The sequence below is a fragment of the Vibrio sp. D401a genome, assembly GCF_030248515.1.
In the GTDB taxonomy this organism is placed as follows: Bacteria; Pseudomonadota; Gammaproteobacteria; order Enterobacterales; family Vibrionaceae; genus Vibrio; species Vibrio rotiferianus.
The window spans coordinates 99,967-124,780 of the sequence record NZ_JAHGAI010000049.1 but is presented as its reverse complement, the minus strand read 5'-3'; the positions used below and the strand labels follow the sequence as shown (position 1 = coordinate 124,780).

Sequence of the window (24,814 nt, the reverse complement as noted above, 5' to 3'; positions counted from 1 at the left end):
CATTGTTATTCGTCCTGATCGATCTCGATTGATACCTTAGATGCATCAAATCCATCCAGTGGCTGCATGTCAAAATAGCGTGTCGAATGTGGTAACACTAATGTCCCCGCTATCAGCTTACTAATGTCGATGCCCTTGAGGTATTTAGAATGGTTGCCATCAGTTACTCGCCAGTTAGTTTTCGTTAATCTGCCATAACTGTTTCCAGTATTTTCGACTTCAACGATCCACTTATTTTCCCCTTCTTGCACACTCTTAATATCAAGAGCTGGTGCTGTATTCTTTGGTCTCACATTGACAAGTGTATTGAACTGGAGCAGTAACCCAAGTTGACCGTTGTTGCCATCACCTCGCTTAACCTCTACTTGCTTAACGGCAATACGATACGATTTTGATTGAGTGATCGATGGGTCGCCTAAGTATCGGATCATCACAGACTGGGAACGACCTGGTTCAATAATGGCGGTTACGGGTATGACAAGTAACTCGTCATCCGCTGCTCGGATGGTTTCTTTTCCGTGCTCATCCATTGTCATAGAAAAAGGATAGAGCTCAACGGTGAGGGGCGCTCGGGAGGTGTTGTCTATACGCATGGACATCTGTGCTCGTTTACCGAGAGGTTCCATTTCTGCAACCATAGGCTCGACTTTATAAGCGTGTGCATAAGAACAAACTAAAGATAGTACTACTAAATTTATCCAACGAGACATGTTGAGCTCCATCAAGTTCATCGGTGTTGCTGTTGTTATAGGGAGGCCCGTGCCTAAGCCTCCCATTGGGGGGGGAAGAATATCGATTAGTTTGATGTGATATTCACAGTTAACGTATCAGAGTAGCCGCCAGCCCAAGCCGCTGTTTCAGTCGTTGCTACCGTTAAGGTCGCGCCAACACCACCTGCCAACGTTGATGAACCAGGGTAGGCAACATCTACCGATACATCATTAAGACCAGGACCACCAGGTGCATTCAAAACCAGAGGAGACAAACCGGTAGGAGTAAACGTAGCAGTGTATTCCAGCGCAAAGTCCTCATTATCATCAGATTCCAAACCACCTTCTGAGCTGGTTAGAGAAACGGTTGCACCATCAACATCATTACATTGCATACCCAGGTTGAGGGATACAGTTTGAATATTCGTTACATCGCCGAAATCAAGAAGTTGAGTAGCAAGCCCTGTAACTTCACAAACAGGTGAAACATAACCAACTAATTGAACATCGCCCGGTGCAGCATTGACCTGAGTACCAAATAAAGCAGTAATTGCTGCTGCGCAAATCGTTAGTTTTTTCATAAGAAGATTCCTTTAACTCAAGAGATAACATTCATGTTTAGCTCAAATCCTGCCGAGCTAGCTTTTCTGCGAAATTGCAGATTTCCTACTTCGTGACGTTATTTATTGATGGGTAGATATCAATTTCAATGACGTCTTTATAATAGCCTGCGTATAGCAAGCCATGCTCAAGCGTTACTCCTAGTTCCCCAATAGTGGAAAAAGGAATAGCGCCAAAACTGTCAATTTGTACTGGTGTGGTAATATCCTCACTGTTTAACTCTGTAGCGATATTTATTGAGCTAACATCCAAATTGATGGAATAATGAGTGAGGTTTACAAGTTCATTATCTTCGTGTTTAAGACCGCCGTATTTTGAACGAATAGTAAGCACTATTGGTTGGTTGCAATATATGTCAAAAGGTAGTGTTCTTGATATTTCATTAGAAAAGTCCATAGTGTCATTAGAACCAAAATTTACTTCACATTGATCACCGATATAGCCAGATATATTCATCGATAAGCTGTCAGCTTGGACATATCCCAACATCCAAAACTGGGAAATCGTCAAATAAATCAAATTAGCTTTGAGTCGGCACATCTGACGTCCTTTGTGAATTAATACGTTTGAACTAACAAAACTATAAGTCTCCCTATGAATAATGAAGTAGTAAACAAGTTGGAAGCGATACATAAAAGTTGTAGATATAGTTGTAGTTTTGCATTTTTCTGGTGAATTAACTCAAGGTTGAGAGCAGGGGTAAGCAACTGATGCAGAGGCCGTTGCCATGGAAAATAGCCATTTTCATTGGTGGGGTAGAGGCTTTACATGCTGATTTATAAAAATGGACTTGCAGAACACACTGATTGGCGGTATTGATGGGTAATTCTCAATAACTCAATCAATGATATGGATATTTTAAATTTTGAGGCCTTTTTGGTTGCCATTACCATTTTGACCTTAACGCCTGGTTTGGATACTGCTTTGGTGATCCGTAATACCAGTCGCTCTGGACTGAAAGATGGTTGCACGACCAGTTTAGGGATTTGTTTTGGGCTGTTTGTGCACGCTTTTTTCTCAGCGGTTGGTATCTCTGCCATTCTTGCGCAATCTGCGGAGCTTTTCCAAACCGTGAAAATGATTGGCGCGGCGTACTTGATATGGCTTGGTCTAAGTAGTTTAAGAGCATTGATGAAGGCCAATGGTGGTATTGCAGTCTCAGAGCAAGTTCATCAGGCCTACAGTGGGAAACGATCTTTTCGGGAAGGTTTTCTTTCTAACGTTTTGAATCCGAAAACTGCCGTATTTTATCTTGCGTTCTTGCCGCAGTTTGTGAACCCAGAAGGTTCACCGTTGTTACAGTCGATGACGATGGCGATGATTCATTTTATTATTGCGATGGTTTGGCAATGTGGTTTGGCCGGAGCACTTAATTCGGCGAAAAGTTTGCTGAAAAATGCGAGCTTTATGAAGTGGATGGAAGGGGCAACGGGTGCGGTATTAGTTGTTCTTGGTGTTAAGTTACTAGTAGAAAAGCCAGTCTAATGCGTTTACTTATTCAATTGATATTAATTCTCCTCCTTTTTCTGGCAGCGATGGTTGGTGCTGTCGCTTGGAAAGCCGTACCTCAGCTTCAATTTGAACAGAGAGACATGGACTGGCAGTGGCATTGGTCATACTTCCATCCGTTTTCAAATGGTATCCAACAAGCTAGAACACAAGACACAAAGCAGCTTTTACTAAGACGCGTCTATCTAGAAGAGTCATTGGCTATTTATGTTATGACGACACTGGACAATAAGTTTGAAATTGATGTGGTCAAAGAGGAGAGCTGTAAGCCTGACTCTAGTATTTGGGCCATGGTATCGATTAACAGTGAACCCGCATCCCATGTTCCTATGGTGTGTGACAGTAGCGGAGAAACCTACTTTCATCGTCATGTCAGACCTAAGCTTGTGTCGCTTGAGTTTGGTGTAGAAAAAGCAGTTATCAATGAAGACTTTAAACAGTGGCCTATTGATGACATTAAAGTCGATCAGTTTAAACAACAGCACTCTTCATTTTTTGAAAAGCAAGGGGAACAGGTCGAACACCAATGGCTGAGAGATTAGCAAAATAAAAAAGCCCGCTGAAATCAGCGGGCTTAAAGTTTCTAGCTCGGTTTATGCTTTCACTGCATCAAAATCATCAGATTGAGACGAGGATTTGAAGAACAGCTTCGTCTCTTCCAACACGACATGGCGTAGAGCAATCAAACCAATCAGGTTAGGGATTGCCATCAAACCATTCACAATATCAGCCAGCAGCCAAATCATGTCTAAGTGAAGGAAAGCTCCTGAAGCTACCAAACCAACAAAAATCAGTTTGTATGGCAGCACTGCTTTAGTACCGAACAGGAATACCACACAACGCTCACCGTAGTAGTTCCAACCAAGAATGGTGGTAAACGCGAAGAACATCAGGCCGATAGACACCAGCATTGGACCAAATGTCTCTGCGTTCAAGCCTACAGCAAATGCGTGCGTTGTCATCGCTGCACCAGAGAAGTCACTTTGCCAAGCGCCTGTCAGGATCAACGCTAGACCTGTCATAGTACAAATGATGATGGTATCGAAGAAGGTACCAGTCATTGAAATCAGACCTTGTTTAACACAAGAGTCTGTTTTCGCTGCCGCAGCTGCCATCGGTGCACTACCCAAACCAGATTCGTTTGAGAATACACCGCGAGCGATACCTGACTGGATGGCTAGCATAATGCTTGCACCCAAGAAACCACCTGTCGCTGCGGTTGAAGTGAAGGCAGACACCAACACCAACTCAACGGCGTTTAGCAATTGGTCAGCGTTCATGATGATCACGCTCAAACAAGCCAGTACGTAAAATACTGCCATTGCTGGAACCACTTTACCTGCAACACTCGCGATGGATTTAATACCACCCAAAGTGACAAACGCAACCAATAGAGTCAGGATGAAAGCAGCAAGTTCACGGTTTACACCGAGAGAAATTTCGCTGGCATCAAGAATCGCGTTCACTTGAGGGAAGGTACCGATACCAAAACACGCTACACCCAGTGCAAATACCGCAAACATGATCGCAAGCGCTTTCGAGCCAACACCATATTGTAGGTAGTACATAGGGCCACCAATCATTTGGCCTTTGTCGTCAACGCGACGGTATTTCACCGCAAGAAGACACTCCGCGTATTTGGTTGCCATTCCGAATAGAGCGGCAAGCCACATCCAGAATAGGGCACCAGGGCCACCAAGTTTGATTGCGGTAGCAACACCAACGATGTTACCTGTACCAATTGTTGCAGACAGCGCAGTACACAGCGCAGCAAAGCTAGAAACGTCACCCTGTTTATCAGATGACTTATCTTTACGAAATACCATCGCTAACGCAGTTGGTAGGTGCTTAAACTGGATCAAGCCTAGGCTAAAAGTGAAGTAAACACCGGTTCCCACAAGCAAAAGTAGCAGTGGTGGACCCCAGACAAAGTTATCAATGGTTTGAAGTAAAGATTGTAGGTCGTTCATGATTTCCCCTTAATAAAACAACTAATAAGGAGAAGAGGGAAAGGACGAGATCAAAGATCTCTAATAGAGCCAAGCTATTTAAATTAGGCGGGAACGCCAAATAGTTAGGTTGTTACTTTCCACTCCTCTGTCCTTTTGCCTGAGAGTTTCACCCTACACAAATGTGCAGGACTTGCTCCTTCGGCGACCGATTTAACGGTTCTCTCCAGAGGTTCCTCCAACTACAGTCCCCGCTACCTAAGTAGCACCTGAAATAGTTAATTCTTCGGCGAGTTACCCTAACTAAATGTTAAAATTTAGTTAATAACCACTCTCCTGCAGTCTTCATCGGAACATTTACTCAATCAAATGAGTAAAGGTTAGTTAATGATGCTGGTCACCATTAACGTGTGAACTCTATCATGTTTTGTTACCATTTCAACACCAAATGAAGATTTATTTTCAATACATTATGCGGATGTTGTGGCTTTGATTTCATAGGTTTGTTGATTAATTAAACAAATTACGTGCAATTGGGTTTATTCTTGGTGTGTATGGAAGGTCGGGGAAGGATTCTAGGGCGCGATGGGATTTCGATTGGCTGATGATATGTTGTTCAAATTAGAACATTAATTTGATCAAAACGGGAGCAATCGCTTTAAATTCTACGCTATGTTGACCGTATGCTCCGTAGAAATAGGTTACAATGAGTTTTTGCGAGACTGTCTATGGAGTCAGATAGGTTCTCAGAGTTGGACAAGGAGGCAGTATGACCAGATTGTTAGCCATTGCAGTATTGGTGGCGTTAGCGTTTGTGTTATTTCGTTATCGTACCAATGAAAAAGTCCAAAAAGCGACCGTCATTACCTTGATTGGCGCATTCTTAATTTATACCGCATCAATCATGATTGCGGAACTCACTCGCTAGCAAATCAGTAGATCCCTTGGAGTAAGATACGGTGACTTCTCAGAACAATATTGAAGATCAAGACGAAGTAGTTGTCATTGAGGAGCGCGATAAGCGTACTCATATTTATATTGCGATTGCGGCAGTGTTGGGTCTGGCATTTGGTGGTTTAGCTGGCTCGGCAATGACAGCGAGCAAGTGGGAGTCCACGTATCAAGTGTTGGAAGAAAAGTACCAAGCACTGACACAAGACAAAACTGACTTGGTCTCTCAAGTAAAAACACGTGAAGCGAGCCTAGATCAAGAAGTTGATGCAAAAGTAGCGACACTGTTGGCAGAGAAAGAAGAAGCTCATAAAGCCGAATTAAAAGCACTTCAAGAACAGTTAACCGAAGTCGAAAAAGTGAATCTTGCACTTGAATCACAGGTGAAAGAGCAGAAAAACAAATTAAGCAGCACCAAGAATGAAAACGACAAGTTGAATCGCCAAGCCGATATGCAAGCGACGATGTTCGAGCGTTCTCGAGAGGTGTTCCGCAAAGAATTACAAATATCGCAAGAGCTTGAGTCTCTTGAGAAAGAGCGCGAAGCACTATTGCCTAAAATTGAGAAGCTAAAGAAAGAGTGTGATGTTTTCTTAGAAGGCAAATCTTGGGATGTGAAATCTGACGCCTGTGATAAATACGATGAAGCAAACTCTCGTTTAAGCCAAGTTGACCAGCTTATTGAAGTCAATAAAATGGACTTAAAGCAGATTAAAGATATTACTGAAGACATGGGTTTATAGCACCATCGCTTCGGTAGTGAACCACATATTAAAAAGGAGCTCACTGAGCTCCTTTGTTGTATCTAATACCGTCTTAGTAAATAACCACTAATCAAAAATACTAGCCTTGTTTTCAGATGTTTTTCCTGCGCTAACTCCAGTTACTTACTGTGATTGGTATAATTTTACGCTTTCCCTATTTTCATAAGCGTTAACCCTATCAGCCATTCAATAGTCTTATAACATGGTTGGCTGAGCTTATAAGCGACTAAGCTCTCTACCTGAGAGGTTAGCTCATAAACGTAAGGTTGATGATGTCTGCCTATCGTCATTTGGAAAGCGAGGCGCCATATCGCCAAGAACTGACCGTCTTCGAGAGCTTTCTGCCAACTCGCTATAAACACCGTCTCATTCTTTGAGAGATCTAACTTTTCAACCATCAGCTTGAGTAGGCGACCTTGAAGCGCACATGGAATATCTACTTTCTTTGCAAAGTGGTGGCTGATCCCCGTCCTCGATATCCCTGTCTGCTCACTCAACGTTGTGTAAGACATTTTCTCGTAACCAAGCGTTATCAATTGCTCTGTTGCAACATCGAGAATGGTGTTGATGGTGATTTGGGTATCTTCTTGTGTTCGGCGTGCCATAACTATTGCCAGTGTTGTGATTAAAAAAAGATACTACCACTTATCGTCTACCATTCCATATCGGAAACCTAATATTGACGTTGTTCGCATGAGAAATGCGCATAACTGGCCAAAAAAATAGCCAAGGTAACAACTTGTTTACATTTGCTTGTGGTGTGTAAATTGCTGATGGATATGATAATGCATTGATATAGCTCGCTTTCCGTATAATTGTCGTAAACGTTTGCTATTGCAAAATTGTGTGTAACATAAATTTTACAACTGCCATTTAAAACTGCGTAAAGCCAGATTTCCACTCATGTATTCCAATTTTTCTCCTCCTGCGCCAAGTTAGAAATATCGAACGAGAACGCATGTTCAAATACAGCAATGACATAAGGAGAAAGTCATGGTGGACACCTACAACCCATTAGGAACGGATGGATTCGAATTTGTGGAATACACAGCGGCGAATAGCGAAGGCATTGAACAATTAAAAGCGCTGTTTGTATCGTTGGGTTTTGCAGAGATCGCAAAACACCGCTCTAAAGAGGCTTGGCTGTACCGACAAGGTGACATCAGCTTTATCGTTAACGCCCAGCCGCACAGTCAAGCAGAAGGCTTTGCTAAAGTTCACGGCCCATCGGTTTGTGGCATGGCATTTCGTGTGAAAGACGCGAACGTCGCATTAAAGCAAGCGCTGGATAACGGTGGCGTTGAGTACAAAACTGAAATTGGTCCAATGGAACTGAGCATTCCAGCGATATACGGTATTGGTGAAAGCCTTCTGTACTTCGTTGATCGTTACGGCAAGCAGAGTATTTACGATGTCGACTTCCGTTTCTATGACGATGCCGACGAACGTTTAGCGAAAGCCGACGTTGGTATGTATGAAATTGACCATCTGACCCACAACGTGAAGCAAGGCAATATGGATGTGTGGTCAGGATTCTACGAGCGCATTGGTAACTTCCGCGAGATCCGCTATTTCGATATCGAAGGTAAACTGACCGGTCTTGTTAGCCGCGCAATGACCGCACCTTGTGGCAAGATCCGCATTCCAATCAATGAGTCTTCTGATGAAAAATCGCAGATTGAAGAGTTCATTCGTGAATACAACGGTGAAGGTATTCAGCACATCGCGCTGACCACCGATGATATTTATCAAACCGTTCAAACGCTCCGTGATCGTGGAATGGAGTTTATGCCGACGCCAGACACCTACTATGAGAAAGTGGACGAGCGTGTGAAAGGGCACGGAGAAGATGTTAGCAAACTACGTGATTTACGAGTTTTAATAGACGGCGCACCGACCAAAGACGGCATTTTGCTGCAAATTTTCACTCAGACGGTAATTGGCCCGGTGTTCTTTGAAATCATTCAACGTAAAGGCAATGAGGGCTTTGGTGAAGGTAATTTCAAGGCGCTGTTCGAATCGATTGAAGAAGACCAAATCCGCCGAGGAGTACTAAGCGATGCATAAATGGATCACATTCCCTCATCGGGAGGGAGTGTGCTCCAAGCAAGCACATGCTGATTTCCCGGAAGAGGCAATTTACGAACGTGAAGCAGGTCGAAGTGGATTCTTTGGCCCAGCAGCACACTTTCATCATCAACATGCACCGACAGGTTGGTCTGAGTGGGAGGGGGACTTACGTCCGCGCGCTTTCGATTTCAACCTAGTTGAAACGGCGAGCCAGATTTCGCCTTGGGCAGTGCCACATCTTCTACACAACGCCAACTGTAAGGTTCGAGTGTGGCGTATGGAAGAGAAGATGGACTTCTTGGTCCGCAACGCTGATGGTGATGAGCTGCTATTCATCCACCACGGAACGGCCGACCTTTATTGCGACTATGGTCATCTCAAAGTGAGTGAAGGGGATTACGTGATGATCCCGCGCTCGACCAGTTGGCGATTAGAACCAAGTGAGCCAATGTTTGTTCTGATGATTGAAAACACCGATGCCGCTTATTCTCTGCCAGAGAAAGGCATGGTGGGTAATCATGCTGTATTTGACCCGGCGGTTCTGGAAACGCCTTCGATTAACGACGCATTTCGCGCGCAATACTCAGAAGAACTGACGCAGGTACAGGTGAAGCGCCATGACAAAGTCAGCGTCATTACTTATCCATTCAATCCACTTGATGCCATTGGTTGGCACGGTGACTTGGCAGTGGTGAAAGTGAACTGGCGTGATATTCGACCTTTGATGTCGCATCGTTATCACTTACCGCCTTCCGCACATACCACATTTGTTGGTGCTGGATTTGTGGTGTGTACGTTTGTACCTCGTCCGATCGAAAGCGATCCTGGCGCATTGAAGGTGCCGTTCTATCATAATAATGACGATTATGATGAAGTCTTGTTCTACCACGCGGGGGACTTTTTCAGCCGTGACAACATTGAAGCTGGTATGGTGACTTTCCATCCGGCGGGCTTCACACACGGCCCTCACCCGAAAGCGTTCAAAGCTGGTCAGGAATACAAGAAGAAGTTTACCGATGAAGTGGCAGTGATGATTGATACACGCCACGCGCTCGAGTTCTCTGATGAACTCGATAAGGTTGAAAACAAAGAATACGTCTATAGCTGGCAAGAGAAGTAAGGGGCAAGGATGAAATTAGCAACCAAGAAAAATGGTACTCGCGATGGCCTGTTGATGGTCGTGAGCAAAGACCTAACAATATGCGTACCTGCAACCGAAATTTTCCATGCAATGCACCTCGCGCCAACCATGCAAGTGGCATTGGATAATTGGGACAGAGTTGCGCCACAACTTGAAGAGCTTTATAGCGCATTAAATAGCGGTGACGTATCGGGATGCGAAGAGTTTGAATCCCACTATCTAGAGTCACCACTGCCTCGTGCATATCAATGGGCAGACGGAAGTGCGTACGTCAATCACGTCGAGCTAGTGCGTAAAGCGCGCGGTGCAGAAATGCCGGAAAGCTTTTGGGCTGATCCGCTTATGTATCAAGGTGGTTCGGATGCGTTTATTGGCCCTTGTGACAACATTGAATTTGCCAGTGATGAATGGGGTATCGATTTCGAAGGAGAAGTCGCGGTTATCACAGGTGATGTTCCGATGGGAGCAAGCATTGCCGAAGCGCAAGAATCGATTCGTCTCATCATGTTGGTCAATGATGTTTCGTTACGCGGTTTGATCCCAGCAGAGCTCGCCAAAGGTTTTGGCTTCTTCCAATCAAAACCGTCATCGGCGTTCTCTCCCGTTGCGGTAACACCAGATGAACTTGGCGATGCATGGTATGAGAATAAAGTGCATCTGCCGCTTGTCTCAACCTACAATCACAAGCCGTTTGGCTGCCCGAATGCTGGCGTTGATATGACGTTTGACTTCGCTGATTTGATTGTCCATGCAAGCAAAACCCGTCCACTTTCTGCTGGGGCGATCATTGGTTCTGGTACGGTATCGAACAAGCAGGGCACCGAGCATGGTACCTCTATCGAAGAAGGTGGTGTGGGCTACTCGTGTATTGCAGAGGTGCGAATGATTGAAACCATTTGTGATGGTAAGCCATCGACAAGGTTTATGTCGTTTGGTGACGCAATCAAGCTAGAGATGTTTGACGCAGATGGTAACTCGATCTTTGGCGCGATTGATCAGCAAGTCAGCCAATACCTAAAACACTAACAGTGAGAGGTAAGGAAGCGATGAGCGATAACATCACCCTCTATGGCTACTGGCGTTCTTCGGCGGCTTATCGAGTTCGCATTTGTTTAAACTTGAAAGCCTTGGGTTACGATTCAAAATCGGTTCATTTGGTACGTAATGGCGGCGAGCAGCACAGCGCGGAATATCATGAGTTAAACGCTTCTGAACTCGTGCCAGTGCTGGTGGATGGTGATGTTAAGTTAAATCAGTCTCTTGCCATCATTCAGTATCTCGATGAGCAGTATCCTCAAGTACCTGTGATTCCAGAGCAATCGCCGCTGAGATACCAAGTATTAGCAATGGCCCAAGATATCGCGATGGAAATTCACCCTCTTAACAACTTGCGCGTGTTGCAGTATCTAGAAGGGGCGATGTCTTGTGACCAAGAGACAAAAATCGAATGGATTCATCATTGGGTAAATCAAGGCTTTACGGCATTGGAAGAGAAGCTAACTCAGTATCGACAACAACATGGAAACTGTACCTACAGTGTGACTGACGTTCCCTCTGTTATTGATATTTGCTTAGTACCGCAAGTGTACAACGCGTTGCGATTTGGCGTGGACATGACACCTTATCCTGTGATCAATTCGATTGTAGCGGCGTGTAATCAACTGCCAGCGTTTATTGATGCCATGCCAGAGAATCAAACTGACGCAAACAGCTAACGCTTTCTCTGTACCTTAACGATTAACAAACGGGCTCCAGTTGAGCCCGTTTATATTCTTGTTTGATTAACGCAAATCGCCCGCTACTGTTATTATCACCCCGCAATTTTTATCAGTTTTGTTGCTCTGCTGTAGTTTTCCCATTAGGCTTTGAGTAACTGTTTGTTTTGGGCGCACTTTATCTATGACCAACATCTTTATCATTGTTGTTCTTCTGGTTGTTTTCTTCTTTATTATTCAAAAGTATGTTGTGAAGCAGGATGATACGAAAGATTACCCGTATCGTTCTAAAGGGCCAGTATTGAAAGGGCCAGAAAGCGCGTTTTTCAATGCATTGCGAGCTGCGGTAGGTGAGCATGGAGTCGTACTTGCCAAGGTTAATATGTCCAACGTCGTTGTTCCAAAGGACATTAAAAACAAGAAACAGTTTTTCGTTGCGAGTAACAGAATCTCACGTAGTTACTTTGATTACGTTATCTGCGATCCGAGAACGTTAGAGCCAAGAGTGATCATTGAACTGGACAATGGTCAGCAACTCCATAAAGGCAAAGTCGAGCGCCAAAAGTTGCTGATGCATGTATGCAAATCGGCGAATTTACCTTTGATTGGCGCATCGGTAAAACACAGCTACCAAGTCGGCCGTTTACGCCGCTTATTGGCCGCGCATATTGATTTGATTGAGCCTGATAAAGAAATACGTTTTTGTAAGAAATGTGGCAGCCCGATGATCATTAGAACGGCAAGCCAAGGAGATTTTAAAGGGAGACGATTCTTTACTTGTAGTCGTCAACCAAACTGTACTTACACCGAAAACTATAATGTGGTGTTTGATACAGAAAGTGAATAGATGCTGTTAGCATGTCGCTTTTAAGAGAGGCTTCGACTCATAGGTCGAAGCCTTTTTGTTTATGTAAGGCTATAAGAACCGCTCTTTGCAACAGTGGCTCCGATAGCTCCTATACTTTGATAAAGAAAGAAGAATAGGGACGTGTTATGCGATATGGATGGATTCTTTCTGCACTGCTACTCGCATTCAGTAGCAACGCTCAGCAGTCACTCAAACCACTTGAATGCCAACTGATAGACACACCGCAAGACCACTTCTTGTTTTATCGTGAGCAGATGGTTTACCACAGCGAGCAGTTTGCGATTTTCCAGAACTTTAAGGGGCGGGTGAGTACACAAGTTGATCTTAAAACTGGCGAACTGATCCGCACGACATACATTGGTGAACCGTTTGAACCGAAATATCAGATTCTGTTTGGCTACTGTCCAAATGTGTCGCAAGTTCTGCAGATTTGGATGCTGAATGAAGTGCCTTATGATAATTAATCTAAAACACAAAAGTTAAGTAGATCACACTTTTACGCCCAGTCAGGCGTGGCTTTGACGATAAAATCGTCTGAAAACGGGCGTTGAGTTTAGATTTTCGCCAAACGATTCAAAGTTAGTTAATTTATACTTGCACCCCTCATAGGATATAGCTAATATCCTTCTCGTTCTTAAGGAATGGGTCCGTAGCTCAGTTGGTTAGAGTACTACCTTGACATGGTAGGGGTCGGCGATTCGAGTTCGCCCGGACCCACCACTCCTTAAAGCCATACTAAAACCAAAGTATGCTGAACATTAAATTTGGGTCCGTAGCTCAGTTGGTTAGAGTACTACCTTGACATGGTAGGGGTCGGCGATTCGAGTTCGCCCGGACCCACCAAATTTAGTTCTTCGTGAACAAACGCAAAGCCCGCTAACTTAGCGGGCTTTGTTGTATCTAACTCTTACTCTATGTACGTTTCTCTCTCAGAATTCGATAAATCCCACTAATACATATGAAAAGCGGGATTGCCTTATTAATCTTGCGTTAAGGCAGTTGCATTAGCTAGGCTCGGGAAACCAACGAACCTCTTTTTGATATGCCAATTCGTTGCTGAAAACCATTAACGAAAATAAGCTTCCCAGTTCGCTGGCGTGCCGATGACATCTTGGACGATGTCGATAAACTCTTTGAGCAAAGGTGAATGCTGTCTATGGGTGTACATCGCGTAAATATCGCCATGTGTTGGGATATCGTAATCCGCCAATAGCTGAACTAACCCCATTGATTCCAACTCTTCATGCACCATGAACTGACCAATCTGCGCGTAGCCGAGCCCAGCTTTTGCGCTTTCTATGATCAATTCAGGCTCATTGACGCGGTAAGCGCTCGTCATTGAATACACATCCAACTGGTCTGGCTCTGTTTTAGAAATGAACTTCAATTTGTCTGCGTTAAAGTTTCCGTTGGCATACACAATGGAAGGCAATAAAGACAGCGCTTGAGGGGTTTTCGGTTCACCATGTTTTTCAATAAAAGATTGAGACGCCACAATGGCGACTTTGTTCTCTGCCAGTCTTTTCGCGACGAGGGTAGAGTCGCGCATCGGACCAATTCGAAACGCAATATCGAAGTTGTTGCCGACTACGTCAACATGATGATCATCTAAGAGAAGCTCAATCGATGCTTTAGGAAACTGCTCCAAAAAGCGCTGAATAGCAGGCTGCAAATATTGGCGCCCAAACATAGTCGAACTTGAGATCTTTAGGTTGCCACTCAAATCCGTTTGGAATGAAGAGGTCAGTTGCTTCGTCTCGTCTAATAGTGTCGAGATTTGCTCGGCTTTCTCAATCACCTGTAAGCCAATTTGAGTCATGGAAAGAGAGCGAGTGGTGCGGTTTACCAGACGAACGCCAAGGTATTCTTCAAGCTGCTTGATATGTTTGGACAGAACAGAACGGTCCATGTTCATGCGATCAGCCGCTTTGGCAAATGATCCCGCTTTGGATACTTCTAGCAGCAGTTCGAGTTTGTTTGCTAAATCCAATGGTGTGCTCCTTGAGTCGTTGGATTCACGTTATAAAGCCTTGTTTAGGTGAATGTCTAGTCCGATTTGTTTCGTCAGGCTTATTGGTATCAGTTAACGCAATGAAACTTATCGATAAAGTCATAAGTAAAAAGGAACCGAGCAATATCGGTTCCTTTTTCTATTTCGTGGTGAACTAAAGCGTTAACTCTGTTTTCGACCTTTACTGACGAGCATGTAAAACACTGGGGTGAGTAGCAAACCGAAGAAGGTAACACCCACCATGCCGGAGAACACAGCAATACCCATCGCTTGACGCATCTCGGCACCGGCTCCACTGCCTAACACAAGAGGAACAACGCCTGCCGTGAAGGCGATAGAGGTCATTAAGATTGGACGCAAACGCAAGCGACACGCTTCCAAAATCGCAGACAAATGATCTTTACCACTGCCTTTCAACTCGTTGGCAAACTCGACCATGAGAATGGCGTTCTTACATGCGAGCGCGACCAACACAATCAATGCGATCTGGGTGAAGATGTTGTTATCGCCTCCAACCAGCCACACACCGCCAAGAGCAGAGAAGATCGTCATCGGGACAATTAAGATGATCGCCAATGGCAACTTCAAGCTCTCGTACTGCGCAGCAAGCACCATGAACACCAACAAGACAACCAATGGGAAAATATAAACCATGGTATTGCCCGCCAAAATTTGTTGGTACGTAACGTCAGTCCACTCATACACCATTCCTTCTGACAAGTTCGCTGCTAGCACATCTTCTATGGCTTTTTGCGCTTCGTCCGAGCTGTAACCGAAGGCTGGGCTGCCATTAAGCTCGGCACTTGGGTAGCCGTTGTAATGCATCACACGATCTGGACCAATGGTTGGCGTAATCTCAAGTACAGCGCCAAGTGGGACCATCTTGCCTGATGCACTTCTTACTTTGTAAGACAAGATTTGTTCAGGGTCGAGACGGTAATCAATATCGGCTTGCGCATTTACTTGGTATGTACGACCAAACATATTGAAGTCGTTGACATACAATGAACCTAAGTAAACTTGCAGTGCGTTGAAGACTTCTTCCAATGGAATGCCTTGTAACATGGCTTGCTCACGGTCAACGTTGATATCCATTTGAGGCACCTGAATACGGAACGTTGAGTAAAGCCCCATGAGCTCTGGGCGTTTGCTTGCTTCTTGAATCACTAGGTTCAACTGCTGGAACAACTGGTCGAAGCCTTTATTACCACGGTCTTCAATCTGCAATTTGAAGCCACCTGTCGAGCCTAAACCTTGAATTGGCGGTGGTGGGAAAATAGCGACGAACGCTTCATCGATCACGGCAAATTTCTGGTTCAATGCTGCGACAATGGCATTGGCACCTAAACTTGGATCTGTTCGGTTTTCAAATGCATCCAACGTAACAAAAACAATGCCGCTGTTTGGGCTATTGGTGAAGCCATTTACAGACAACCCCGGGAAGGAAATGGTCTGTGAAACACCAGGCGTCGCCAGAGCAAGCGTCTCCATCTCTCGAATCACTTCTTCCGTTCGATCTAAGCTCGCGGCATCAGGTAATTGAGCGATGGCAACCAAATACTGTTTGTCTTGTTGTGGAATAAAACCACCAGGTACGGCGTTAAACAGCGAGCCTGTACCACCAAGCAGAACGAGGTAGGCAGTAACGACAATCGCGCTGAAACGAACCAGTTTCTTCACCAAAGCTTCATATCGGTTTGAACCATAATCAAACAGCTTGTTAAACGGCTTGAACAGGAACTTGCCAAACACGGCGTCCAAAATACGCGTTAAACGATCGGGTTTTGCACCTTTTTCTTTCAATAGTAAGGCAGACAAGGCTGGAGAAAGGGTCAGAGAGTTGATTGCCGAAATGATGGTTGAAATCGTGATCGTCAAGGCAAACTGTTTGTAGAACTGACCAGACAAACCAGTAATAAACGTCGTAGGGATGAATACCGCACACAGCACCAAAGCAATAGCGATGATGGGGCCGGTCACTTCTTCCATGGCTTTTTTGGTCGCTTCCAGCGGTTTTAAGCCATTGTGAATGTTCCGCTCTACGTTCTCGACCACAACGATCGCGTCATCCACAACAATACCGATCGCTAATACCAAACCGAACAAGGATAGAGTGTTGATTGAGACGCCAAGCATTTGCATCACAGCGAAAGTACCAACAAGAGAAACCGGTACGGCAATGATTGGGATGATGGATGCTCGCCATGTCTGTAAGAACAAGGTTACGACGATAACCACCAATACAATCGCTTCAAGCAAGGTGCTGATTACGGCATTGATTGAACCGCGTACGAAGACGGTTGGATCATAAGCAATCTCGTAAGACACGCCTTGAGGGAACTTCTTCGATAGCTCCGCCATGGTGTCACGAACTTCATTTGATAGTTCAATCGCGTTAGCGCCCGGACGTTGGAAAATAGGCATGGCTACAGCAGAGTTGCCGTTTAGCAGTGCACGCAGAGCATAGGTGTTTTGACCGAGTTCAATACGAGCTACGTCTTTCAAACGAGTTAAAGCACCGTTATCACCGACTTGAACAATGATGTCGTTAAATTCGTCAATGTTCTCCAAGCGACCTTTCACGTTGAGCAACACTTGGAATTGATTGTCGATAGTGGAAGGTTGTGCACCAAGTGAGCCTGCTGCGACTTGTTGGTTTTGCTGTCTTACCGCATTGACCACGTCCATTGCTGTTAAGTTGCGAGAGGCTAATGCGTCTGGATCGAGCCATAAGCGCATTGAGTACTCGCCGCCACCAAACAACTGAACGTCACCCACACCGCCAAGGCGAGCGATATCGTCTTTGATGTAAAGGTTCGAATAGTTCGCAAGGTAACTGACTTCTCGGCTGTTATCCGGAGAATAAATGTGTACCACCATGGTCAGATCTGGTGATGCTTTTTCTGCTACTACACCTAAGCGTTGTACGGTTTGAGGCAAACGCGGTAGGGCGCTGTTCACGCGGTTTTGAACCTGAACCTGAGCCTTATCGAGATCAGTGCCAAGCGCGAAAGTGACCGTTAGTGTCATTCGACCATCACTGGTGGCTTGAGAAAACATGTAGAGCATATTTTCCGTGCCGTTTATCTCTTGCTCCAACGGCGTTGCTACCGTCTCTGCGATGATCTTTGGGTTCGCACCTGGGTAGTTCGCGGTTACAACAACCGTAGGCGGCACGACTTCTGGGTATTCACTCACTGGGAGTTGGAACAAAGAAATGCTTCCAACAATCAATATGAGTAGAGAGAGCATCGATGCGAAGATCGGTCTCTGGATGAAAAAATGCGCAAACTTCATTGAATCGCCTTACTCTTGTGCATTTGTCATAGGTTGAGTGGTTTTTGAAGGGGCGGACGCCAAGATCAACGGCACAGACGTCAGGTCGAGCTCGACGTTTCTTGGTTGAATTTGAGTGCTAGGGCCGACCTTTGCAGGGCCATTGACGGCAATGATGTCGTCTGAATCCAAACCTTGTGTAATAGCGCGGTACTTGCCGTAACGCTCACCGACTTCTACTTGCTGATATTGCAGAACATGGTCCTTGTTCATGGTCAGAACAAAGCGGTTTTCTAGGTCAGTACCGATAGCACGTTCTGGGATCAACACTTCTTCTTTTGGCAAGCTGGTGGTGATTTGCACGCGACCAAAAGAACCAACTCGTAGCGGTCGATTATTAGCATTAAACACAGCGCGAACCTGTAATGTGCCTGTATTTGGATCGATCGTATTGTTGATAAAATCGATGTAACCAAAGTAAGGGCGCTGCTCTTTGCCTGTTAACTGCAGGCGAGCCGGCGTCTCGCTCGCCGCTGTGGTGTCAGAGAAATTGCGGTTCCATGTACGTTCATCAACGTTGAAATAAGCGTAAACTTTGTCATTCGAAACAATGTTACTGATGATGCTTTGGTTCGCCGTTACGTTGTTGCCTTCAGTGATAAACGCATTCGAGATGGTGCCACTAATAGGTGCGTAGATTTGTGTGAACTCAAGATCAAGCTTGGCAGATTTCAACTGAGCCTGAAGTGCCAATACTTCCGATTTTCGTTGTTTAACCGATGTCGAGCGAGATTCCGCTTGCTCTTGGGAGATGGCTCGACGCTCCACCAATTTTGATGCACGGCGCAAGTCACTATTCGCTTGTTCTAGGGAGGCTTTCGCGCTCAGTAATTGCGCTTCAAGGCGTGCGACTTCTGCTTCAAAGGTTCTTGCATCGAGTGTTGCGAGTAGGTCGCCTTTTTGTACGGCTTCTCCATCTTCAAATTCAATGGTTTCAATCACGCCCGATACTCGTGGCATAAGAGAAACCTCTTGAGGCGCTTCAAGTCGCGTCGTAAAGGTAAACCACGATTGAACCGGTTCATATGCTACGGTCGCCACGTCTACAGGGACAAACGCAGGAGCTTGTTGTGTTGCTGGTTTGTCATCAGAGCTGCAAGCGGACAATACCGCTAGGCTAATTCCTGTAACCACTGCTTTTTTTAACATAATCAATCCTCGTCAAAAATTTGAGGAGGCGATTCTACTGAGAGGAATTGTGGAGAATAAGTGCATAGATAAAACATATAGAATTGAAAAAAATGCACGAATCAATCAATGTAAACTAAATTCTTTTTAATTTTAGAAACTTAGAAATATAAACCCTGCGAATGTTGTTGATATATATATTAGTTCGAAATGGTTTATATCATTTTGTAATAGAGAAAATGCGTCGATAAAACACAGTTAAATCAAAGTTTAAATAGCCAAATGATGCATTTTTATCATTTCATTAGTGCAAAAATAACCATAATAATTATTGATGGATTTTGTAAAATCGGCTCTTCATCACAATATTAGGAGAGGGAGTTGGATGGATCTTGCTACACAGCTTGAGTTGTTATTGGACGTTGCGGAATTTGGTACGTTTGCCAAGGCAGCGGATAGGAACCACATTGATCGCTCCGCGCTGTCTAAGCAAATTAAAAGATTGGAAGATGATTTAGGATTGCGTTTGTTAAACCGCTCAACACGCTCTCTGTCTTTGACAAGTGCAGGTGCAGAGATGGTAAAGCAAGCCAAAAAGGTGAGGGAAGTTCTTAATGAAACCAAGAAGATAGCTGAAACGTTTCATGATGAGCCTCGTGGGCATCTGAAGATTTCTAGCTCAACGTTTTTTGGTCGAACTTACATCAATCGTGCTATTGAATTGTTCATCAAGAAATACCCTGAAATCAGTGTTGAATTGGTTTTGGATGATAATCGGGTTGATGTGATCAGTGAGGGTTATGATGTGGTATTTCGAATTGGTCAAATTCGCGATTCCAATATGATCGTCAGAAAGCTTGCCTCCAATAAGTTGGCATTAGTCGCTTCAAGAGATTTTATTGAGACGTATGGTATGCCAGAAACACCAGAAGACTTGATTAAACTGCCATCAATTGTATATTCAAACGAAAGCTTTATTGCTGATAAATTACGCATCCCGACGAGTTTAGATTCGGATGAAACAAAAACGTTTACTATGAGAGGACAATACTTAGTCAACGAAGCCGAGTCAATTATCGATTCTGTAAAATCTGGCTTAGGCTATGCGTTAATTGGCCAGTTTTATTTGCAAAAGCACATTGATGAACAAGGGTTAATTCGTTTATTACCAGATTATAAATTACCCGATTCTGGCGAAGTTTATGCGATGTACTCTCATCGTGATCAGCAGCCTCTTGGTAAGCTCTTTATTGACATGGTTCAAGAGGTGATTGGTAAACCTGCTATTTGGGAAAGCTACCTATAATGTTCTAGTTTGTTTATTAGAATATAGTAATAATTTTATTTGTAAATGTTTAACATGGAAGTTATTCGTTCAAAAATAACCATTTTAAATAGTAAAATTGTCGCTAATATAAAATAATAATTTGAGCATAATTGTCACCGCTTATTAACAAACAAGTAGTGGTAATTAAATGAAAATGAATAAAACAGCCTTCGCAATTCTTTCTCTTATTGTAGCGAATGGTGCATCAGCAGCAGAAGTATTCTCTAACGATACAACAACATTAGATGTTCATGGCCGTATGCAGGGTATGTATTACTTCTCTGATGATAAAGACGTAGATGGCGATAACAGTTACGTACGTGTTGGCCTAAGCGGCGAATCTAAAATTAATGATGATCTTTACGCGTTTGGTCTTTATGAGCTTGAGTTTAAATCAAACCGTCGTGACGTTAACGGTGTTGAAGATGATGAGTTTGATGTACGTAAAGGCTATGTGGGTGTTGCGACAGATTACGCGACGTTCAGCTACGGTCGCCAATACGGTGCTGTGACGCTGGTTTCTGATTACACTGATATCTTCCCTGAGTTTGGTAACGAAGCGGCAGGCGTAAGTGCAGACGTATTTGGCACAGGCCGTTCAGACTCTGTCTTCAAAGCAACGGCAAGCATTGCTGGCTTAAACGTTCATGCAAGCTACCAAGCAGAAAACGACGAAGTGTCGACTGACTCGAACTCATACGGTATAGCCGCGGATTACCAACTTCCGTTTGGCTTTAAAGTGGCTCTAGGTTACAACGAAGGTGAAACACTTACAGGTGGTAACGACGCTGAGTTATTCACTTCTGCGATCTCTTACGAGTACGATGCATTCTACGTAGCGGCGCTGTACAGTGATGGTGAAAACTGGGCAAAAGATGGTTCTGATGTAAACGCGGATTACACTGGTATTGAAGCCGTTGCAACGTACAAAGTGACGGATGATTTCCTTGCGTTGGTAGGTTACAACAACCTAGAGCGTAATGACGTTGACACGGTAGATTACGTATCTATCGGCGCGGAGTACAACTTAACAGAAAACTTTAAAGCGCTAGCAGAATACAAAATCAATGATGTTGAAAACGAAGACGACGTATTTGCCGTTGCTGCTCGTTACTCATTCTAATCACTGATTAACATACAAGCCGATGAAGATAACTTCATCGGCTTTTTTTGTATCTGTTATTTCTGGCGGCTATTTTTACCATAATGAATGGATAATATAAATCGTGAGTGAATTCATGGTTTGATTTATTATTCTTTCCGTTAGCTAATCCACTGCTAGGAAGGTTAACATTTACGTATATTTGTATTTCTTAATGTTTTGCAGCAAATTATTTGCTGCTTTTTTTTGCTTGTAACTTGCACTTGTTATTATTTGTTACCCAAATATTCCCGTTTCTGCTCGATATAAAAAAGCCCCGCATAAAGCGAGGCGAAGTAGTAGCCGGCAACTCAATAATAGAAACGGGACATTTCATCGAGTGCTCTCTGCATGGTTTCGACCGGAACTCGACCCGAATGATCGATGTGTAAATCATTTCGAAGCAGTTGCGAATGCCCGCCCGGGTTAACCACAAGCATGTTCTCTCTTCCGACTAGCGCGTAGTTGTAATAACTGCCAGCAATGAACCAATCACGAGATGCGTTTTCGTTAAACAGGTTATGACCGACACTGTAAGATTCGGGGCTCGTCGTCACGTCAAAGAGCTGATTCATGAGTGTAGGAACAACATCGAAATGAGTGGTTCGATAACGGATTGTTTGAGGCGCTTTCTTTGGCATATACACGTAAAGCGGAACGTGAACCTGAGTCGCACTGTAGTTGCCAGTATGACCCCAGTAGTTCATCTGATGGTCGTTGAACTCTTCACCGTGATCGGAAGTGATTACAACGATAGTGTTGTCTAAATCCACGTTATCCAGCACTTGCGCAATCAAACTGTCGATATAATACAGCGAGTTCTTATAACGATTGTGATAAAGCGTGGCATCGAAGTCATTGTTAAGTTTGATGTGGTCGACACGCTCCCAATAAGGCGTGAACTTAGCAAATTCAGGCTCAGGAAAGCTGGTTCCATGGGCTGCATCATAGAACAGAAATCCAAAGTACGGGTAGTCACTCGCTTGGTTCTTAAATTGAATAAACTCATCGGTGATTTCTTGGTCTCGCTCTACCTGCGTTTTGCCATCGCGCTTAAGCGTCAGGTTTTCAACGTTTTTGAAAACGGTGCGTGACAAAGGAGGGCTGGTGAGTGAAGCAGAACCAAAGACACCCATGCGATACCCTTGGCCTTGTAATGCATCCATAAACACAGGCGATTTTTGGCTTGCGTAAAAGCTGTTCCAGTACGTGGCGGGTAAGCTATAAAACAAGCTGAAAACGCCGGCCTGCGTTGAGTTGCCGCCACTCATGTGTGCAGAAAAGTTGATGGTTTGCTCCGCAAATTGCGTGATATTGGGCATGATTTCGGCGGTTGCATCACTGTAACGCCAAGCGTCAATCAAGATAAACAGGACATTCGGCTTTGTTTCTTTGGAAGAGACTGATAATGGCGCGAGGGGGTAATTGAGAGCTCCACTTTTGACGGCCTTCAGTTCAACTCGGTTCTGAGCCGCGATGGTTTGATCCACCAAATCATGTTTGTAGATAAATTTACGCGCAGTGAGTGGATAATAGAGAGGCCAGTTATTCGTGAATTGGCTTACCTCATCGTCATAGAGGGCGTTCTTATAGGCATGGATGAATTGCGTAGTGAGCAATAGGACAAACCAAACACTGAACAACAGATATTTCAGACGGCTCGACGCAAGCTTGCCGCTTAACCAAACCGTCATCATTAACCCTGAAATGAGTAGCGCGATCTCTCCAACGAAAATCAACCAGGTCATCCAAGATATTTCAAATACCTCTTTTCCACCTTCAAAGAAGATGCGGATAAGTAAGGCGTTGATGTGGAGCTTGTACTGCTGAAAAACCAAAATGTCGACACTCAGCATGACTAAGAGTGCGATGGCAACGAGGATCACCACGCCTTTGAATAGATGTGATGGCAAGAAAGAGAGCAACAGGCAGCAAAGTAAAAATGGCAGTGCAATCAGGCCAAGCCAAGCGTATTGGGTTGCGACCAAATAATACAATTGAAGGGTGGTAAGTGGTTCAGAAAATGAGTTTGAAAAAAGAAACGGATAGCAAACGATGGATAAATAGATGGAAAAACAGGCAAAGAAAGCCATCAACCACGCGATATTATTCGCAGTTTGTTTGAACATAGTTTTTAGAAGTGTTGTGTCACGAGAGTGATGAGAAGACGGGAAGTTTCCCAGATGAAAACAACCTCTCCACCGTAAGAGAGGGTGGAGAAGTTATCAAAAACGTGCGGAATTGAGCTTAGTTGTTGCCAGAGTCGCTTGCACGATAGTTGTAGAAGACATTCACGATCGCACGGTATTTTACTTCGTCACGTTGCTCTGAATATTCTTCTACCGTTACGTAAGTGTTGTCTAAACGGATGTCGCGTGCGAATCCATGACCAATAATGCTCAGTTCACGGCGCAATTCGGTTTGAGACATGTCTTGAATCTCGTTGATAAGATCAAAGCTTGCTTCGTAAGCGGATGATTTATCGGCGAAGTTATCCGTTACAATTCTCTGTGTACCATGCTCAGTGTGGATACCTGCAAAGGCAGAAAAACTTGCGAGCATAAGAGAAGTTAGAGTCATTAGCTTTCTCATAGTGTCACCTAAAGTAATATTTAATTAAACGGTAAAGTGTCTAACGAATCCCTGTTTCTTTACTTGACGGAAGAGATTGTGCCATGAGGTTTTTGTGACGTGAATCACTATGTTTTCCATTCATTGTGGTGAAATTGTCCCGATTCTAGACTTGAGAAAACCTCATTTAAATTAGGGGATTAGGCAAAAACAATTGTCCACAAAAGCATCAAAAATGTGTTGGTTGTGATGTAGGCTTAGAATGCAAAAAAAGCGATGACCTCGATAAGGCCATCGCTTTTAAAAAACAGGGTTAGATGTTGTGATTGGTTATTTAACGGCAGTGATGATCTCGCCGGTTGCACTGTATTCCAACAGGTTTACATAGTGCTGAGCAACTTCGATAGCTGGCATGCCCGGTTCAGGATCCATACCCATTGCAACCATGGTTTCTGCGACCCATCCAGGAGACACTGCGTTGATTCGAATTCGATCAATCTCGGTGACCGCCGCTTTTATGGCCGCTTCTACTGCTGCATTTACGGTGGTAACGATGCCACTGCCTTGGAATGGGTGCTGAGCCAAAATACCAGTAGTAAGTACAATGACACCGTTGTCATTCACGTATTTCTCACCAAAACGAATGGTATTGATTTGTCCCATCATTTTGTTGTTGATACCGAATTCCCATTTAGAGTCCGGCGCGTCGGCCCACGGAGCCAAGTTTGCTACGCCTGCGGTACAGAAGATGGCATCAACTTTACCGACTTTCTCAAAGAGCGCTTTAAGCGATTCGGGCTTAGATAAATCTACCGGATTTTCTGGGTGATTGAACGATGCACCAATTACTTCTGCTTTATCTTTTAGTAGCGTTTCAAATTGACGACCAATTAAACCAGTTGAGCCAAGAACGAGTACTCTTTTCATTTTTCTATCTCCGTTTCCGTTGTGTAGTCACATTATTGGATAAAGAGATTTGTTCGTGTAGAGAGGTAAAGGTTG

General features: G+C 44.2%; 23 protein-coding genes, 2 tRNA genes and 1 riboswitch. Of the genes, 14 read left to right on the top strand and 11 right to left on the bottom strand.

Annotation, left to right across the window (positions count from 1 at the left end):
• Positions 1-5 precede the first annotated feature (5 nt).
• The 3 genes from KIV41_RS21310 to KIV41_RS21300 all read right to left on the bottom strand — a co-directional run bounded on the left by KIV41_RS21310 (position 6) and on the right by KIV41_RS21300 (position 1,871).
• Complete coding sequence (locus KIV41_RS21310) at positions 6-710, bottom strand: fimbria/pilus periplasmic chaperone (protein WP_010447816.1); 705 nt, start codon at positions 708-710, stop codon at positions 6-8.
• An 86-nt stretch (positions 711-796) separates the two neighbouring features.
• Positions 797-1,291, bottom strand: a complete 495-nt coding sequence (locus tag KIV41_RS21305; protein WP_010447818.1) for a hypothetical protein — start codon at positions 1,289-1,291, stop codon at positions 797-799.
• A gap of 85 nt (positions 1,292-1,376) precedes the next feature.
• Positions 1,377-1,871 (bottom strand): hypothetical protein, encoded by a 495-nt coding sequence (locus KIV41_RS21300; RefSeq protein ID WP_285337651.1) that lies wholly within the window; start codon positions 1,869-1,871, stop codon positions 1,377-1,379.
• Between the two features lie 309 nt (positions 1,872-2,180).
• On the opposite strand from KIV41_RS21300, the gene KIV41_RS21295 reads away from it, so the two are divergent.
• Both KIV41_RS21295 and KIV41_RS21290 read left to right on the top strand, forming a co-directional pair.
• On the top strand, positions 2,181-2,816 hold the full coding sequence (locus KIV41_RS21295) for a LysE family translocator (protein WP_005396787.1): 636 nt from the start codon (positions 2,181-2,183) through the stop codon (positions 2,814-2,816).
• Positions 2,816-3,382 (top strand): threonine transporter RhtB, encoded by a 567-nt coding sequence (locus tag KIV41_RS21290; RefSeq protein ID WP_285337650.1) that lies wholly within the window; start codon positions 2,816-2,818, stop codon positions 3,380-3,382. Before KIV41_RS21295 ends, KIV41_RS21290 begins: the two co-directional genes overlap by 1 nt.
• Positions 3,383-3,433: 51 nt before the next feature.
• Here KIV41_RS21290 and KIV41_RS21285 read toward each other — a convergent pair whose 3' ends face one another.
• Entirely contained in the window at positions 3,434-4,810 is a 1,377-nt protein-coding gene (locus tag KIV41_RS21285; RefSeq protein WP_010447826.1) for a sodium:alanine symporter family protein, read from the bottom strand.
• Positions 4,811-4,927: 117 nt separating this feature from the next.
• Positions 4,928-5,029: riboswitch (glycine riboswitch) on the bottom strand.
• Positions 5,030-5,558: 529 nt separating this feature from the next.
• Here KIV41_RS21285 and KIV41_RS21280 point away from each other — a divergent pair.
• Both KIV41_RS21280 and KIV41_RS21275 read left to right on the top strand, forming a co-directional pair.
• On the top strand, positions 5,559-5,717 hold the full coding sequence (locus tag KIV41_RS21280) for a hypothetical protein (RefSeq protein WP_010447828.1): 159 nt from the start codon (positions 5,559-5,561) through the stop codon (positions 5,715-5,717).
• Positions 5,718-5,748: 31 nt separating this feature from the next.
• Positions 5,749-6,483: a hypothetical protein gene (locus tag KIV41_RS21275; RefSeq protein WP_045387528.1), complete on the top strand. Its 735-nt coding sequence runs from the start codon at positions 5,749-5,751 to the stop codon at positions 6,481-6,483.
• Positions 6,484-6,647: 164 nt separating this feature from the next.
• Here KIV41_RS21275 and KIV41_RS21270 read toward each other — a convergent pair whose 3' ends face one another.
• Entirely contained in the window at positions 6,648-7,109 is a 462-nt protein-coding gene (locus KIV41_RS21270) for a TetR family transcriptional regulator (RefSeq protein ID WP_038887163.1), read from the bottom strand.
• Positions 7,110-7,497: 388 nt separating this feature from the next.
• Here KIV41_RS21270 and hppD point away from each other — a divergent pair, with 388 nt between their 5' ends.
• From hppD to KIV41_RS21230, 8 genes are all read left to right on the top strand, one after another.
• On the top strand, positions 7,498-8,571 hold the full coding sequence (gene hppD, locus KIV41_RS21265) for a 4-hydroxyphenylpyruvate dioxygenase (protein WP_285337649.1): 1,074 nt from the start codon (positions 7,498-7,500) through the stop codon (positions 8,569-8,571).
• Positions 8,564-9,694, top strand: a complete 1,131-nt coding sequence (locus KIV41_RS21260; RefSeq protein WP_285337648.1) for a homogentisate 1,2-dioxygenase — start codon at positions 8,564-8,566, stop codon at positions 9,692-9,694. Before hppD ends, KIV41_RS21260 begins: the two co-directional genes overlap by 8 nt.
• Positions 9,695-9,703: 9 nt before the next feature.
• Positions 9,704-10,741, top strand: a complete 1,038-nt coding sequence (locus KIV41_RS21255; RefSeq protein WP_285337647.1) for a fumarylacetoacetate hydrolase family protein — start codon at positions 9,704-9,706, stop codon at positions 10,739-10,741.
• A 20-nt stretch (positions 10,742-10,761) separates the two neighbouring features.
• On the top strand, positions 10,762-11,430 hold the full coding sequence (gene maiA / locus KIV41_RS21250; protein ID WP_285337646.1) for a maleylacetoacetate isomerase: 669 nt from the start codon (positions 10,762-10,764) through the stop codon (positions 11,428-11,430).
• Between the two features lie 184 nt (positions 11,431-11,614).
• Positions 11,615-12,277, top strand: a complete 663-nt coding sequence (locus tag KIV41_RS21245) for a DUF2726 domain-containing protein (RefSeq protein ID WP_010447841.1) — start codon at positions 11,615-11,617, stop codon at positions 12,275-12,277.
• 146 nt (positions 12,278-12,423) lie between these two features.
• On the top strand, positions 12,424-12,762 hold the full coding sequence (locus KIV41_RS21240) for a hypothetical protein (RefSeq protein ID WP_010447842.1): 339 nt from the start codon (positions 12,424-12,426) through the stop codon (positions 12,760-12,762).
• A 179-nt stretch (positions 12,763-12,941) separates the two neighbouring features.
• A tRNA-Val gene (locus tag KIV41_RS21235) sits at positions 12,942-13,018 on the top strand.
• A gap of 46 nt (positions 13,019-13,064) precedes the next feature.
• A tRNA-Val gene (locus KIV41_RS21230) sits at positions 13,065-13,141 on the top strand.
• Between the two features lie 223 nt (positions 13,142-13,364).
• On the opposite strand, the gene KIV41_RS21225 is transcribed toward KIV41_RS21230, so the two are convergent.
• The 3 genes from KIV41_RS21225 to KIV41_RS21215 all read right to left on the bottom strand — a co-directional run bounded on the left by KIV41_RS21225 (position 13,365) and on the right by KIV41_RS21215 (position 18,794).
• On the bottom strand, positions 13,365-14,288 hold the full coding sequence (locus KIV41_RS21225) for a LysR family transcriptional regulator (protein ID WP_009705995.1): 924 nt from the start codon (positions 14,286-14,288) through the stop codon (positions 13,365-13,367).
• A gap of 183 nt (positions 14,289-14,471) precedes the next feature.
• Positions 14,472-17,606 (bottom strand): efflux RND transporter permease subunit, encoded by a 3,135-nt coding sequence (locus KIV41_RS21220; protein ID WP_285337645.1) that lies wholly within the window; start codon positions 17,604-17,606, stop codon positions 14,472-14,474.
• Between the two features lie 9 nt (positions 17,607-17,615).
• A complete protein-coding gene (locus KIV41_RS21215; RefSeq protein WP_285337644.1) occupies positions 17,616-18,794 on the bottom strand; it encodes an efflux RND transporter periplasmic adaptor subunit in 1,179 nt (392 codons plus the stop codon).
• 364 nt (positions 18,795-19,158) lie between these two features.
• Between KIV41_RS21215 and KIV41_RS21210 the strand changes: the two genes are divergently transcribed.
• Both KIV41_RS21210 and KIV41_RS21205 read left to right on the top strand, forming a co-directional pair.
• Entirely contained in the window at positions 19,159-20,079 is a 921-nt protein-coding gene (locus tag KIV41_RS21210) for a LysR family transcriptional regulator (protein ID WP_270050788.1), read from the top strand.
• Positions 20,080-20,248: 169 nt separating this feature from the next.
• Positions 20,249-21,223: a porin gene (locus KIV41_RS21205; protein WP_285337643.1), complete on the top strand. Its 975-nt coding sequence runs from the start codon at positions 20,249-20,251 to the stop codon at positions 21,221-21,223.
• A gap of 329 nt (positions 21,224-21,552) precedes the next feature.
• On the opposite strand, the gene KIV41_RS21200 is transcribed toward KIV41_RS21205, so the two are convergent.
• The 3 genes from KIV41_RS21200 to KIV41_RS21190 form a co-directional block, all read right to left on the bottom strand.
• Positions 21,553-23,370: a DUF3413 domain-containing protein gene (locus tag KIV41_RS21200; protein ID WP_285337642.1), complete on the bottom strand. Its 1,818-nt coding sequence runs from the start codon at positions 23,368-23,370 to the stop codon at positions 21,553-21,555.
• A 118-nt stretch (positions 23,371-23,488) separates the two neighbouring features.
• On the bottom strand, positions 23,489-23,833 hold the full coding sequence (locus KIV41_RS21195) for a DUF3316 domain-containing protein (protein WP_285337641.1): 345 nt from the start codon (positions 23,831-23,833) through the stop codon (positions 23,489-23,491).
• 309 nt (positions 23,834-24,142) lie between these two features.
• Positions 24,143-24,739 (bottom strand): short chain dehydrogenase, encoded by a 597-nt coding sequence (locus KIV41_RS21190; RefSeq protein ID WP_285337640.1) that lies wholly within the window; start codon positions 24,737-24,739, stop codon positions 24,143-24,145.
• Positions 24,740-24,814: the final 75 nt, after the last annotated feature.

What these genes read in the sequence shown, in the direction of transcription:
- maiA (WP_285337646.1), top strand. Translation starts at nt 10,762, where the DNA reads ATGAGCGATAACATCACCCTCTATGGCTACTGGCGTTCTTCGGCGGCT.
- KIV41_RS21300 (WP_285337651.1), bottom strand. Translation starts at nt 1,871, where the DNA reads ATGTGCCGACTCAAAGCTAATTTGATTTATTTGACGATTTCCCAGTTT.
- KIV41_RS21270 (WP_038887163.1), bottom strand. Translation starts at nt 7,109, where the DNA reads ATGGCACGCCGAACACAAGAAGATACCCAAATCACCATCAACACCATT.
- KIV41_RS21200 (WP_285337642.1), bottom strand. Translation starts at nt 23,370, where the DNA reads ATGTTCAAACAAACTGCGAATAATATCGCGTGGTTGATGGCTTTCTTT.
- KIV41_RS21285 (WP_010447826.1), bottom strand. Translation starts at nt 4,810, where the DNA reads ATGAACGACCTACAATCTTTACTTCAAACCATTGATAACTTTGTCTGG.
- KIV41_RS21310 (WP_010447816.1), bottom strand. Translation starts at nt 710, where the DNA reads ATGTCTCGTTGGATAAATTTAGTAGTACTATCTTTAGTTTGTTCTTAT.
- KIV41_RS21220 (WP_285337645.1), bottom strand. Translation starts at nt 17,606, where the DNA reads ATGAAGTTTGCGCATTTTTTCATCCAGAGACCGATCTTCGCATCGATG.
- KIV41_RS21210 (WP_270050788.1), top strand. Translation starts at nt 19,159, where the DNA reads ATGGATCTTGCTACACAGCTTGAGTTGTTATTGGACGTTGCGGAATTT.
- hppD (WP_285337649.1), top strand. Translation starts at nt 7,498, where the DNA reads ATGGTGGACACCTACAACCCATTAGGAACGGATGGATTCGAATTTGTG.
- KIV41_RS21245 (WP_010447841.1), top strand. Translation starts at nt 11,615, where the DNA reads ATGACCAACATCTTTATCATTGTTGTTCTTCTGGTTGTTTTCTTCTTT.
- KIV41_RS21195 (WP_285337641.1), bottom strand. Translation starts at nt 23,833, where the DNA reads ATGAGAAAGCTAATGACTCTAACTTCTCTTATGCTCGCAAGTTTTTCT.
- KIV41_RS21290 (WP_285337650.1), top strand. Translation starts at nt 2,816, where the DNA reads ATGCGTTTACTTATTCAATTGATATTAATTCTCCTCCTTTTTCTGGCA.
- KIV41_RS21260 (WP_285337648.1), top strand. Translation starts at nt 8,564, where the DNA reads ATGCATAAATGGATCACATTCCCTCATCGGGAGGGAGTGTGCTCCAAG.
- KIV41_RS21295 (WP_005396787.1), top strand. Translation starts at nt 2,181, where the DNA reads ATGGATATTTTAAATTTTGAGGCCTTTTTGGTTGCCATTACCATTTTG.
- KIV41_RS21305 (WP_010447818.1), bottom strand. Translation starts at nt 1,291, where the DNA reads ATGAAAAAACTAACGATTTGCGCAGCAGCAATTACTGCTTTATTTGGT.
- KIV41_RS21255 (WP_285337647.1), top strand. Translation starts at nt 9,704, where the DNA reads ATGAAATTAGCAACCAAGAAAAATGGTACTCGCGATGGCCTGTTGATG.
- KIV41_RS21205 (WP_285337643.1), top strand. Translation starts at nt 20,249, where the DNA reads ATGAAAATGAATAAAACAGCCTTCGCAATTCTTTCTCTTATTGTAGCG.
- KIV41_RS21280 (WP_010447828.1), top strand. Translation starts at nt 5,559, where the DNA reads ATGACCAGATTGTTAGCCATTGCAGTATTGGTGGCGTTAGCGTTTGTG.
- KIV41_RS21240 (WP_010447842.1), top strand. Translation starts at nt 12,424, where the DNA reads ATGCGATATGGATGGATTCTTTCTGCACTGCTACTCGCATTCAGTAGC.
- KIV41_RS21215 (WP_285337644.1), bottom strand. Translation starts at nt 18,794, where the DNA reads ATGTTAAAAAAAGCAGTGGTTACAGGAATTAGCCTAGCGGTATTGTCC.
- KIV41_RS21190 (WP_285337640.1), bottom strand. Translation starts at nt 24,739, where the DNA reads ATGAAAAGAGTACTCGTTCTTGGCTCAACTGGTTTAATTGGTCGTCAA.